Source organism: Leucothrix arctica (genome assembly GCF_003172895.1).
GTDB lineage: Bacteria > Pseudomonadota > Gammaproteobacteria > Thiotrichales > Thiotrichaceae > Leucothrix > Leucothrix arctica.
The window spans coordinates 147187-160466 of the sequence record NZ_QGKL01000035.1 but is presented as its reverse complement, the minus strand read 5'-3'; the positions used below and the strand labels follow the sequence as shown (position 1 = coordinate 160466).

General features: G+C 44.0%; 14 protein-coding genes. 4 read left to right on the top strand and 10 right to left on the bottom strand.

Annotated elements, in window-relative coordinates; all coding sequences use genetic code 11:
• The 9 genes from DKT75_RS13065 to DKT75_RS13025 form a co-directional block, all read right to left on the bottom strand.
• The gene (locus DKT75_RS13065) at window positions 1-330 is read right to left on the bottom strand and encodes a hypothetical protein (RefSeq protein WP_109823881.1); all 330 of its coding nucleotides are present in this window, start codon (window positions 328-330) and stop codon (window positions 1-3) included.
• Between the two features lie 563 nt (window positions 331-893).
• A complete protein-coding gene (locus tag DKT75_RS13060) occupies window positions 894-1643 on the bottom strand; it encodes a Nif3-like dinuclear metal center hexameric protein (protein ID WP_109823880.1) in 750 nt (249 codons plus the stop codon).
• A 3-nt stretch (window positions 1644-1646) separates the two neighbouring features.
• Window positions 1647-2945 carry a histidinol dehydrogenase gene (gene hisD / locus DKT75_RS13055; RefSeq protein WP_109823879.1) on the bottom strand — a complete coding sequence of 433 codons (1299 nt, stop codon included), beginning with the start codon at window positions 2943-2945 and terminating at the stop codon, window positions 1647-1649.
• Between the two features lie 13 nt (window positions 2946-2958).
• Window positions 2959-4020, bottom strand: coding sequence for a 3-deoxy-7-phosphoheptulonate synthase (locus DKT75_RS13050; RefSeq protein ID WP_109823878.1), 1062 nt, complete (start codon window positions 4018-4020; stop codon window positions 2959-2961).
• Between the two features lie 14 nt (window positions 4021-4034).
• Complete coding sequence (gene hisG / locus DKT75_RS13045; RefSeq protein ID WP_109823877.1) at window positions 4035-4673, bottom strand: ATP phosphoribosyltransferase; 639 nt, start codon at window positions 4671-4673, stop codon at window positions 4035-4037.
• 267 nt (window positions 4674-4940) lie between these two features.
• Window positions 4941-5642 carry an arginyltransferase gene (locus tag DKT75_RS13040; RefSeq protein WP_109823876.1) on the bottom strand — a complete coding sequence of 234 codons (702 nt, stop codon included), beginning with the start codon at window positions 5640-5642 and terminating at the stop codon, window positions 4941-4943.
• A gap of 157 nt (window positions 5643-5799) precedes the next feature.
• Window positions 5800-6756 (bottom strand): ribonuclease T2 family protein, encoded by a 957-nt coding sequence (locus tag DKT75_RS13035; protein WP_109823875.1) that lies wholly within the window; start codon window positions 6754-6756, stop codon window positions 5800-5802.
• A complete protein-coding gene (locus DKT75_RS13030) occupies window positions 6756-6956 on the bottom strand; it encodes a type 2 periplasmic-binding domain-containing protein (protein ID WP_146201375.1) in 201 nt (66 codons plus the stop codon). The genes DKT75_RS13035 and DKT75_RS13030 overlap by 1 nt, the downstream gene beginning before the upstream one ends.
• Window positions 6957-6978: 22 nt before the next feature.
• Window positions 6979-7263, bottom strand: a complete 285-nt coding sequence (locus DKT75_RS13025; protein WP_109823873.1) for a LysR family transcriptional regulator — start codon at window positions 7261-7263, stop codon at window positions 6979-6981.
• Window positions 7264-7364: 101 nt separating this feature from the next.
• Here DKT75_RS13025 and DKT75_RS13020 point away from each other — a divergent pair, with 101 nt between their 5' ends.
• The 4 genes from DKT75_RS13020 (at window position 7365) to DKT75_RS13005 (ending at window position 11005) form a co-directional block, all read left to right on the top strand.
• Entirely contained in the window at window positions 7365-7919 is a 555-nt protein-coding gene (locus DKT75_RS13020; RefSeq protein ID WP_109823872.1) for a cytochrome b, read from the top strand.
• Window positions 7916-8485: a YceI family protein gene (locus tag DKT75_RS13015; protein WP_109823871.1), complete on the top strand. Its 570-nt coding sequence runs from the start codon at window positions 7916-7918 to the stop codon at window positions 8483-8485. Before DKT75_RS13020 ends, DKT75_RS13015 begins: the two co-directional genes overlap by 4 nt.
• Before the next feature lie 244 nt (window positions 8486-8729).
• On the top strand, window positions 8730-10472 hold the full coding sequence (locus DKT75_RS13010) for an Ig-like domain-containing protein (RefSeq protein WP_109823870.1): 1743 nt from the start codon (window positions 8730-8732) through the stop codon (window positions 10470-10472).
• Between the two features lie 2 nt (window positions 10473-10474).
• Complete coding sequence (locus tag DKT75_RS13005; protein ID WP_109823869.1) at window positions 10475-11005, top strand: Lcl C-terminal domain-containing protein; 531 nt, start codon at window positions 10475-10477, stop codon at window positions 11003-11005.
• Between the two features lie 105 nt (window positions 11006-11110).
• Here DKT75_RS13005 and recQ read toward each other — a convergent pair whose 3' ends face one another.
• The gene (recQ, locus tag DKT75_RS13000) at window positions 11111-13225 is read right to left on the bottom strand and encodes a DNA helicase RecQ (protein ID WP_109823868.1); all 2115 of its coding nucleotides are present in this window, start codon (window positions 13223-13225) and stop codon (window positions 11111-11113) included.
• Window positions 13226-13280 lie beyond the last annotated feature (55 nt).

Here is a 13280-nt window from a genome sequence, read left to right as displayed (position 1 = left end):
TTATTTCGCACTTTTAGACTTTGGGTAAGAAAATAAATATATTACCCAACCAATAACATATGTTAAAAGAGCTAATCCTTCATTATGACCTTGCATCACAACAGCGAAACTCGTACACAACAGAAAAAATAATGTTAATTTCTTTTTTTTATTGTACCAACTTCTTTTTCTCTTCACCCATAAAAAAAAGAGTATAGCCACACTAAAAGCCAACAAATAAATGGCCGTTTGATTGAAAGACAAAGCCAATACAGGTATCACTCCTCCCAACGCAGAATACTCACGCCACGCCTGCTGCTCTTCGGTATATAAATTAGATCCAGTAACCATTTCTCCCCCTCCAAACTATCATCTACCGTAGTTATACGCATCCATTAGTGTACCTACAGCTGAAAAGCTCGCTATAAAAGGTATAGTGACCTTATTTACAGGTACAAACGACATCGCTGTCTGATCACTCAACATTGAAGCATTATAAGCAGAAGATGAGGTTGCGACTTCCTGACTCACTCTTTCAAACTTCTTGAGGCTTTTGGACAATAGCTAACTGTGAACACATATCTAATTTTTGGACATTTTCGACTCGAAGGTTACGTCAAAAAACACTTTATCCACAGTGATCACAGATAATTTTACTAGGTAAGTTATTCATGCTTTTGGATGATTACCTTTTCATTAAGTCCAACTACACAGATAAATTCATTAGTCATAATTTTGGCAAAACGATGAAGTTGGCATATAACTCGCCACCTTGTTACTTATCTTTTTTAATGAAAAATAACGATTAGTTTTTTAAAGTCATAGCTAATACACTTATAATATTTAATTCCATAAATCACGCTAAGTAGACTATTAAACTGTGCAAACGTTCTTCATCTTGTGGAAAACTATACTTAAGCAGGGTTATCAATATCAATAAACGTATGCTCTAACCCAAACTTCTCAGCCAAGTGCTCACCCAGCGCTGGCGCACCATATCGCTCAGTAGCATGATGCCCTGCCGCGAAATAATGAACACTATTCTCACGCGCCAAATGCGTCGTTTGCTCTGAAATTTCACCACTCACAAAGGCATCAACACCCAGCTCAATAGCTTGCTCAATATAAGACTGAGCGCCGCCCGTACACCAAGCAACAGTTTTGATTTTATGCTCGCCTGCAACCACAACAGTCGGTGTGCGGCTTAATGATTTTTGAATAGTTTGTGCAAGTTCGTAAACGGATAACGCTTCAGCAAGATGACCGTAGTCACCCACACCTTCTTTGTTCATCGCACCTTCGCGAATAAAACCAAAACGCTTAGCAAGTTGAGCGTTATTACCAAGCTCAGGGTGTGCGTCTAATGGCAGATGATAGCCAATCAGGCTAATGTCATTCAGCAGTAGCGCTTTTACGCGATTCTTTTTCATCCCAACAATGCGCTGGTCTTCACCTTTCCAGAACCAACCATGGTGTACCAGTATGGCATCTGCATTTTCAGCGATTGCAGCATCAATGAGTGCCTGACTCGCGGTCACACCAGAGACGATACGTTGCACCTCAGACTTACCTTCCAGCTGCAAACCATTCGGTGCGTAGTCTCTAAATCGACTCACATCCAATAATTCATCAGCAGCTTTTACTAACTCAGTCAGTGCAACCATATCTTAGTCCTTTATACGATACTCAGCAGAACGTGCGTGAGCGATGAGCCCTTCGCCACGTGCCAATACTGACGCTGTTTTTCCTAAACGAGACGCAGAGTCAGCAGTACATGAAATCAACGACGAACGCTTTTGGAAATCATAAACACCCAACGGTGAAGAGAATCTCGCTGTACGTGACGTTGGCAGTACGTGGTTAGGCCCAGCACAGTAGTCACCAATCGCTTCAGACGTATAACGACCAATGAAGATAGCACCTGCATGACGAATCTTGCTAGACACTTCCATTGCGTCATCTAAAGACAACTCTAAATGCTCAGGTGCAATGAAGTTAGCCACTTCAATGGCGTTATCCAAGTCATCGGCAACAATCACAACACCGCGACTAACGATCGACTCACGAATGATGTCTGCACGTGGCATTTCTAATACTTGGCGCTTCATGCTTTCAATGACTTGCTCAGCAAATGCAGCGTCAGTGGTTAGCAAGATAGCCTGTGCGTCTTCGTCGTGCTCAGCCTGTGAGAACAAGTCCATCGCAATCCAATCTGGATCAGTCTTGCCATCACACATCACAAGGATTTCAGATGGCCCAGCGATCATGTCGATACCCACCGTTCCAAATACCATGCGCTTAGCCGTAGCAACATAAATATTACCCGGCCCAACGATCTTATCAACCGGTGGAACAGACTCAGTACCATAAGCCAATGCAGCAACCGCTTGCGCGCCACCCACTGTAAATACACGATCAACACCTGCGACTAACGCAGCAGCCAATACTAATTCATTCACAACACCATCTGGCGTTGGTACAACCATGATCAACTCAGCAACACCCGCGACTTTCGCAGGGATTGCATTCATTAATACCGATGAAGGATAAGCCGCTTTACCACCTGGCACATACAAACCAACACGGTCAAGCGGGGTGACTTGCTGCCCCAATACCGTACCGTCCGCTTCCGTATACTGCCAAGACTCCATCGTCTGATGCTCAGCATAATTACGAATACGACCTGCTGCCAACTCAAGCGCTTCACGCTGGTCAGCGGGCAAGTTAGCATGTGCTTCATGCAAACGCGCTTGTGGAATTTCTAGCTGAGACATTGCTCCAGCATCCATACGGTCAAAGCGGTTTGTGTACTCAAGCAGCGCTTCATCACCACGCGTACGTACATCGGCTAGGATGTCATTTACTGTGTTAAAAACTGCTTTATCAGAAACCGTTTCCCACTCCAGCATGCCCTTTAGGTCATCCCAAAAGCTAGCATCACTGGTGTTTAATCGCTTAATATCCATCTCGCTTACCTGCTTACAGTGCGCGGCGTGTTGCCACTGCATCTGCTAATTGACGAAGTACTTTTACCGTATCGTCCCAATCAATACACGCATCCGTAATACTCTGACCGTAAGTCAAACTACTATTATCTACGCCCTCACCATTCTGATTTCCAGCAACCAAATGACTCTCAATCATCACGCCACTTACCGCATGACTGCCGCTAGCGACTTGATTCGCTACTGTCGCCGAGACTTTAGGTTGGTTGTTATGATCTTTACGGCTGTTCGCATGACTAAAATCAATCATCAATGATGGTGATAAGCCATTTTTAGCAAGCTCATTTGACGCATCTTCAACACTGACCGAATCATAATTAGGACGCTGACCACCGCGTAAAATCACATGACAATCTTCATTACCTTTCGTAGTGAAAATCGCTGAATGGCCTTCTTTAGTCACAGACAAGAAGTGATGCGGCTTCGATGCTGCTTTGATTGCATTGATCGCAATATCAACATTACCGTAAGTACCGTTCTTGAAACCGATTGGGCAAGACGCGCCCGATGCCAATTCACGATGGCCCTGGCTTTCAGTCGTGCGCGCACCAATAGCGCCCCAACTAATCAAGTCAGCAACATACTGTGGTGAGATCAAATCCAAGAACTCAGTCGCCGCTGGCATGCCTTTTTCAGAAAGCTCAACCAACAAACCACGCGCTACACGTAAGCCTTTATTGATGTTGAACTCACCTGTAATATCAGGATCGTTGATCAGTCCTTTCCAACCAACGCTCGTACGAGGCTTTTCAAAATAAACACGCATGACGATCTGTAGATGATCTTTTAGCTCTTCCTTCATCACCATTAGACGATCCGCATATTCATGCGCTGCCTTAGTGTCATGGATAGAACATGGGCCAACGACAACTAACAAGCGATCATCTTCACCCTTGATGATGCGATGCGCTTCTTGACGTGCTTGATAGACAGTATCAAAAGCGTTATCAGAACCTGGAAACTCTTTAATAAGTTCCGCTGGTGATAAAACTTCTTCTACTGCTGTAATTCGCAAATCATCCGTCTGGTGTTTCATTTTGTAAAGCTCCGTTATTTTCTTGCGCCTACTGCCGCAGACACTTTGTCTAAAATGCCCTGCAAAGCAGTATGTTTCATTTTCATTGATGCCTTGTTCACAACAAGACGCGAACTAATGTCAGCAATATGCTCTTGTGGAACTAAGCCGTTAGCACGCAATGTATTACCCGTATCTACAACGTCAACAATACAGTCAGCTAAACCAACAATCGGTGCTAGTTCCATTGAGCCGTAAAGTTTGATCACTTCGATTTGACGCCCTTGTCCAGAGAAGAAGTCTTTTGCACAGTTAACGAACTTTGTCGCCACTTTCAGCTGACCTTCTGGCAATGGAGTGTCTTTAAACCCCGCGGTCATTAACTTGCAACACGCGATATTTAGGTCAAGCATTTCGTACAAACCATGACCGCCATGCTCCATCAATACGTCTTTACCAATGACACCCAAATCCGCAGCACCGTACTCAACATAAGTCGGTACGTCTGTCGCGCGAATAATAACTACTTTAATGTTTTCATTGGTGGTGTCCAAAATCAGCTTTCGGCTAGTTTCTGGATCATCTAATACTTCAATACCTGCTGCTTTGAGAAGTGGCATTGTTTCTTTGTAGATACGACCTTTTGAAAGGGCGATCGTAATTGTCTGTGTCATGCTATAGCACCTTAATGCTTCTAAACCTGAGTTTATGAAACTGCTTTATAAGCGAGGAATTCGAACGCAGCAAAAGCATTGAAACTTCTGCGTACAGTTTATATTCCTGCAGTTAAACCGAAGGGGAATGATAACCAAATTTCTTGGGAATTACAGTAAAGCGGCTATTTATTTAAACTACCGAAGCGATAGAAATCACCATTAGGTAATAATGGTGATTAAGGGAATTTTATTATGGTTAGCCGATGAGTGAGAAGAAAGTCGTTCTCACTGCTTTTCTAGCGGCTTCCAATTACCGTCAACCAAGCCTTCTAAAGGTTGGAAGCGGGTTTTGTAATTCATTTTGCGGCACTCTTTAATCCAGTAACCGGGGTAGACATACTCTAGCCCAAGGCTCTTCGCGTGCTCTATTTGCCAGATCACCGCAAAAACACCTAATCCACGTTTACCGCCTTTTTCAGGGTCAAAGAAGGTATAGACCGCCGATAAGCCTGATTCCAAACGATCAACCGCTGCCACCGAAATCATTTCTTCGCCGTCGTAAAACTCTACAAACAACGTGTCGCACCAAGAGGCAGCCAAGAAATCCTGTACGCCTTCTGCTTCAGTATCGTCATGACGTGACGCTAAATAAGACTCATAAAGTGGAAGGTATTTATCTTTAAAGCCATCTTCATTGATCACAACACGTAAGTCTTGATTTAGCTTTGCGTTACGCTTTTGGCTTTTGCTCATGGCAAACTTTTTGACTTCAATACGCGTCGTAATGCACCCATTACAGCCTTCACAATACGGGCGATATACTTGACTGCCACTGCGACGAAAACCTGATTTTATCAAGTAATCATACACCGACATTGTCATATCAAAATCAGGGTCTATTACGGCATTTCGAGCGAGTTTACCTGGCAAATAAGCGCAAGCGTGCATAGCAGTGGGGTAGATTTTGAGGGGTTTTGAAAAATCCATATGAAACAGTATACCTGAACTGACACTATTAGAGGTTGAGGCTTGGGGTTGCCTCATGCTTAGCCGTAGATTAATGCGCTGCCGTACATCCAGCAATATAAACCCTGATCGGAGGCAATGCCGTTAAGCTACCATCCGACAGGGTGAACTTTATGTCTTAATATTTTGCAACTAAGCCAGACTGACAGTTTGATGAAGGCGCTTTACCCGCAGCCATCAAATCTTTCATTGAGTCATTTGCCGCATCGCCTTTCATACCAATCCACAACTCTGTGATTTGATCTCTACGGCCGCAACGCAATGAAACTCTCGACGCTGCTTGATCACCAAAGCTTTTAGCAACGGCTTTACGTATATCTTTCAAGCGCAATGAGCGGCCTTTATTTGATGCAAACAACGCTCCAACAGGGCTTTCATTAAACTCATTAGTTACTCGAATAGAGTCTTTGTAGTAAGTCTCAGCATCTTTCGAATAACATGTTCCATGTTTAATCCACTCATGACGCTGTAGAGCCGACAAGTAACCCGGCATCGCCACACTTAACGCTTTAACAGTATCAGAGCTTAGGTCTAGCTTCTTTAACAAGTCCCAGCGACCACGACGATCAATTGCTTTATCCGCTTCACTCACACCGCAATAAGCATTGTCACGCGGCTGTGGCCATAAACCATGTAGCGATAAGTTCTTCGCTGAGTGATCACCACTATCCGCACGTTTACATTCTTTCTTGCTACCGTGTGTTGAGCAAAAACCTGGCTGCCAGCTCAATGCTAGTAAGTATTCATTACCTTTTGATTTTGAGCTTTTAGGTGCTGAGCTTGCGACCGCCCCACCCTTTAAACTTCCACAGTCAACAGAGACCCAGCTTGGTACTGACTGCTTTGGAATATCGATTAGGTAATGACTTGGCGCTGGTTTGTTCTTTGCTCTCACCGTATACGCTTTACCTTTCTCCAACTCAACAGGGTTAGATTGTTTGCGAATAGAGCGATAGGCCTCGCAACTTTTTGAGACAGTGAATACACCACTCATTTTTTCTGATGCAACACTGGGTGTCGCTATTAAGGTCAAGCTACATAGTAAGGTACTTATAGACCACTTCATTACATTCATTATTTCACATCCAATAATTGTTGTTTTATTTCATCCTTCTGCAACTGCTTGATTAGCCATTGCAGACCTTGCCCTTTGTGCGTTGTTCGCCACGCACACACCGCTGGGTAAAATCCGTTGGTATCTAATTCAACTTCTTTAATTACCATCTCGCCGCTAGCGATATGTGGTTCGACCAGTTTTCTCGAAACAGTTCCCACACCGAGCCCCTTTCGCTGTGCCTCAACCATTGGCAACACGCTCAATGGCACGTTGTGCATCACTGGCAACCTGCAGCAAATTTTGACTGTGACGCAATAATTCTCGCCCAGCCTCGGTTAACACGACGCCGTTTTTTTGCCTTTCGAAAAACTTAACACCAAATGATTTTTCTAGTTTCGCAACAGTATAGGAAATAGTTGATGTCACACGGTGCAATACGATCCCAGCACCACTAAAGCTACCTTGTTCAGCGACTGCTTCTATTACACGTAAACTATCTAAGTCAATTTTAGCGTTCGAATTCATTGAAACCTATGAGCAATATTTTCTAATTGTGTTATGAATCCAAACCGCTATTATTCCCGTAATCAAAAACATAACAAATTAAACACTTAAGGAAAAAGCCTTTGATTAGAAATACCAGCACGGCCTATGGCTTAGTCGCTGTCGCCTTGCACTGGAGTATGGCTCTTATATTGTTTGCATTATTTGGTGTCGGTTTGTACATGACCGACCTCGGCTACTACGACTCTTTATATCACATAGCGCCTTGGTGGCATAAAAGCTTTGGGCTGCTTGTACTAAGCTTACTTATAGTTCGATTGTTTTGGAAAATGGTCAACCCTAAGCCTCGCCCCTTAGCAGCACATAAGCCATGGGAGAAAAAAATTGCATCCATTAGCCATCGCTTGTTGTATGTATTGACTCTTATTGTTGGTTGTAGTGGTTATTTGATATCCACTTCGAAAGGCGATGGCGTTGAGTTTTTTGGGTGGTTTGACGTGCCCTCAGTATTAAAAATTACTCCCGAATACACTGACCTTGCAGGTGACGTTCACTTTTATCTTGCTTGGGCTTTAGTACTTTTAGCAGGCGCTCATGGTCTGGCCGCCTTAAAACATCACTATATCGACCGTGATGACACATTGAATAACATGACACTTAGGAAACATAAAACATGAAAAAATTAATTGCTTCTGCACTACTTGCAACAACGCTGCCGTTTACTGGTAATGCGCTAGCTGCTGACTATACGCTTGATACAAAAGGCGCTCACACAGCGATTGAGTTTGCTGTAAGCCACCTTGGCTTTGGCTGGGTAAATGGTCGTTTTAATGAATTTGAAGGCTCTTTCAGCTTTGATGAAGCAAAGCCAGAGGACTCAACACTTAACGTAACAATCAAAACGACAACTGTTGACTCTAACCACGCTGAACGTGATAAGCATTTACGTGGTGCTGACTACTTAAATACGGATAAGTTTGGCGAAGCAACGTTTAAGAGCACTAGCTTTAAACTTGGCGAAGATAAGAAAGGCACGCTAGTGGGTGATTTCACTCTTAATGGCGTCACTAAGCCATTAACGATTGATGTGAAAATGACGAATGCTGGTAAAGATCCTTGGGGTGGCGAGCGTATCGGTTTTAAAGGCGATGCAAGCTTTGCACTTAAAGATTACAACATCACAAAACTTGGCGATGCTGAAGTTGAGCTAGACTTGTTTGTTGAAGGCATTAAGAACAAATAAGCCAATGCTTTAGTTTTCAAAAGGCATACCTGCTTACGTAGGTGTGCCTTTTTTGTATTTGACCATGCAGTAAATTCCCTAATAAAAAAATATTCAGCTTATAAAATAATCATTTTATGACTTACCTAATATCTGAGAACTCCCACCACTGACCCGCATCCCACATTCGTTGATTTAGTAAAGCCGTTACTGTCTTGTTATTGATTTTATTCTGACTCATAAATCACATACGTTAAGGACAACAATGAAACTAAAACAAAGCCTCTTATATCTAGCGATGGCGGGTATCCCTTTTGCCACGGCAGTCGCTGCAGACTGGCCTATTTCAGAAGCAGATAACGCAGTCACAACCGTTAACCAATCCATTAGCATCGACGTGCTTGCTAATGATACCGGTGAAGGCTTGGTGCTCACCAAAGTAAATGACTGGTCTGTTAACGGTGGGCGCGCCAGTATTAATGAAGATGGAACATCGGTGACTTTTGTCCCAGGCACTGATTTCCAAGGGTCAGATACGTTTTGGTACGACTTTCAAGACAACCAAGGTCGAACTAATGCGGCACAGGTGACGGTGCGTATCGAAGGTGATGTGACTGAACAACCTGAAGCTTGGCCTACGGCTACTGAAGATTTCATACACATAAAGACAGCGCAACCAAACTATATCATTAGCTCTGACTCTTACATCCCTATTGATGTTCTTGCTAACGACATCGGTGTGGGACTATCAATCACATCCGTTAACGAATGGACTCAAAATGGCAATATCGTTCGCCTAAGTGATGACAAGAAAAGCGTGACGTTTAGAGCATTTGTCTCTCAAAACTCATGGCCAATGGTCGATGAATTTTGGTATGTATTTGAAGATAGCTGGGGACGCTCAAACGCGGGCAAAGTCAAAGTACTTTTAAGCACTGAAGATAAGCCTGACGCTTGGCCAACAGCGAGTGGCGATACTGCTGAAACTACCGTTAACACTAGCGCTATCATAGATGTACTCGCTAATGACGCGGGTATCGGGTTAAGCCTGAAAAGCGTCAATACAAGCTCAGTACGCTGGGGCACTGTTGCAATCACTAATGGGAAATTATCTTACACTCCCTATGCTGACTTCGAAGGTGTAGATGAGTTTTGGTATGTCTTTGAAGATGCTTGGGGACGTACAAATAGCGCTAAAGTAGTGGTGAATGTGGGTGCTACAACGCCTGTTGCTCAAGTACCTCTTAACGATACGGGCCTCACTGTTTGTGGTGATTATGCTTATGATAATAGCGTTAACCATCAAAATGACTTAACGACATGTACTGCTGAAACTGACTCAGAAGGCGACGCGATACCACAAGGTCAAGATGCTGTCAGTGGCCGTGACGCAACTGCAAACGATGATAGTGATGGTCACGCAGGCTTTAGTTTTACTAAACTAGATGCTTCAGGTAGCCCACTAGCTGCATCGGCACAAAGCTGGTCTTGCGTTAAAGATAATGTTTCTGGCTTAGTTTGGGAGAGTAAAAAAGGACTCGGTAACGGCACTGCCGCTGCAGGTGCGCACTCTGCTGACGATACATTTACATGGTACTCAACAGACCCTAGTAAGAATGGTAGCGCAGGTAATGGAACAATACGCTCCATTTACAGCCCAAACTCTTGCTCAGGGTTTGATGTAAACGATACAAGCACATACTGTAATACGGAAGCTTTTGTTGCACGTGTAAATGCTGAATCACTTTGTGGTTTAACTGACTGGCAGATGCCAACAGTCCATGAACTTTCTTCGCTGCTTAACTTTAATGATAACAGCCGCACAATTGACTCAACGTTCTTCCCGCATACAACTTACGGTACTTACAGCACAGAAACATTGAGTGCTCGTTCACCTGCGTACGCTATGGTCATTGCGTTTTATGACGGTCATATTCATACGAATCTTAAGTCTTCATCTTTGGCTGTACGACTTGTCAGTAAATCAACGACGGCAAGCGAGGAATAATCATGAAATCAATTACTCACGCAACTCTAGTAACACTATTATTGAGCGTATCTAGTGCAGCATTCGCCGCTCAAGTCTGTAATGAGAACACTGAGCAGTTAGCACCGAACTCACGATATGAACTGTCTGATGGCGAAGCTAAGGATAAGCAAACGGGTTTAATCTGGAAGCGTTGCATGGAAGGACAAGCATGGAGCCAAGAAACAAGCACGTGTGAAGGTAGCCCGATAGCAAGAAACTGGCTTCAAGCTCACCAAGAAGTCCCCGAGGGTTGGAGACTTCCTAACATTAAAGAGCTAATCAGTATTGTTGAATATGGCTGTGGAAACCCTGCTATTAATCTCAGTATATTTCCGACGACAACGGTAGCCTCTGTTTGGAGCTCTAGTTTAAGCAAGGCTCCTATGTATGCTAATTTTCGACCTGCTGATCAGCTATCTTGGGCTGTTTACTTTCAAGATGGTGCAACGGGTTCAAATAGAGCGAATTCGGCACTACTTACTCGTTTGGTTAAAGACGACACGAATAATTAAGCGCTTAACGCATTTAACTGTTAGTTAAACAAAAGTCACCTGATGAAAGTATTCACAGGTGGCTTTTAAATGAGAATGAAAGAGCGTCAAAATATTAATATATTCTTACCCAGCCAAAACACACCTAAGCACTCCATAACTCCAAACCCCATTCAAATCTGCATAGAGTTGCTTCAACGCTCCCTCAGACTGGTTTGACAACTTAGCCGCCGCCTGACGAATTTCAGCAATTTCTTCCTCACCTAAATCTGTCGCATCTTCAACCGACAACTTTCCTTCACGCACTGCATCAGCCAGTTCACTATACACCGTCATCGCAACAACTTGCCGTTGCTTAGCTATCTGCTCTATCGTCATACCCTGCTCAAACATAGCCAACGTCGTTGTCGCAGAACTCGCAGGACTGACAGGCTCATTATGAATAAGGTGCTCAGAGATAGCCGCCATAAAGTCATCACCATAACGGTCTAACTTTGACTCTCCCACACCTGCAAGATAACGGAACTCTTCATTACTTTGCGGCTGACGCTGCGCCATTTCTTCCAAGGTTTTGTCATGGAAAATAACGTAAGGCGGCACACCCTGCTCTTTCGCAAGTTCAGACCGAAGCGCCTTTAGCGCGGTTAGCAGTACATCATCATCGGAGCTCAGTTGTGCACGTTCTCGTGTTTTTCCAGACTTCCCTGCAAGCTTTGGAATAGCTAATTTACGCGCTTGAAGCCCCGCATCGCCTTTTAGTAATGGACGTGCTTTTTCAGTGAGTTGCAAAGCACCAAACCGTTCCATATTAATCAACAAGTAACCTTGCGCAATCAACTGACGAAACAGGCTGCGCCAATCCACTTGAGTATGGTGTTTGCCTAACCCAAATACTTTCAGCTTGTCATGACCATTATTTTTGATTCGGTCATCATCCTTACCCACCAATATGTCGGTCACATAAGCAACACCGAAGCTTTGTCCTGAGCGGTACACTGCTGACAATGCTTTTTGCGCATCCTCAGTCGCATCCCAGGTTTCAGGTGGGTTGATGCAATTATCGCAATTACCACAGCCATTATCTCTAGGCTCACCAAAGTAATTTAGAATAGCCGCACGACGACAACTGACTGTTTCGCACAATGCCAACATCGCCTCAAGCTTATGCTGCGTGACACGCTTGTAGTCTTCACTACCCGTGCCATCCTGCATCATTTGCCGAAGCGTAATAACATCTTGAAGGCCATAACTCATCCACGCGTTAGCGGGTGTACCGTCACGCCCTGCTCGACCTGTTTCTTGGTAATAAGCTTCTATATTTTTAGGTAGGCTTAGATGAGCCACAAAACGTACATCAGGCTTATCAATACCCATGCCGAAAGCAATTGTCGCAACGATAATCACACCTTCGTCTCGCAGAAAACGCGCTTGAGTATGTTGGCGTAGCTCTGCCGGTAAACCTGCATGATACGGTAAGGCGACTCGGCCTTTATTACTTAACCACTCTGCGGTTGCCTCTACCTTCTTACGTGATAGGCAATAAACAATACCGGCATCCGTAGGATGATTTTCTTGTATGAAACGCCATAAACGATCACGTGAATTTGGCGCATCTGACAATGTGTATTTGATATTAGGTCGATCAAAGCTATTAACAAATACTTTGGCGTCTTGTAGGTGAAGCTGATCAATAATTTCTTGGCGAGTACGCTTATCCGCCGTTGCTGTCAGCGCAATACATGGAATGTCTGGGAAGCGCTCATTAAGGATTTTTAGCTGCTGATACTCTGGTCGAAAATCATGACCCCACTGCGATACACAATGTGCTTCATCCACTGCAAACAAAGAGATTTTGCACTGACTCAATAGGCTTAATGTGTACTCATTACTCAGACGCTCTGGCGCTATATAGAGAAAGTCCAACTCTTGGTTTCGTAAGGCTGATTCAACCGCTTGTCGCTGCTGATTATCTAAAGTCGAGTTCAAGAAAGCCGCTCTAACACCTACTTGGGTTAAGGCATCCACCTGGTCTTGCATCAAAGCAATGAGTGGCGATATAACAATCCCGATACCGTCACGAACCATTGCAGGTATTTGATAACAAAGTGACTTTCCGCCACCTGTAGGCATCAATACAAAGGCATCTTGCCCAGATATGACGGTATCAATAATGTCCGCTTGGTTATGTCTAAACTCAGAATAACCAAAGGTCGTGTTAAGAATTTCTAGTGCGCGTGACATCCATCAACCTACAGCATCAATCAGGGCTCGTAATAAAAACACATCACACGTCGTA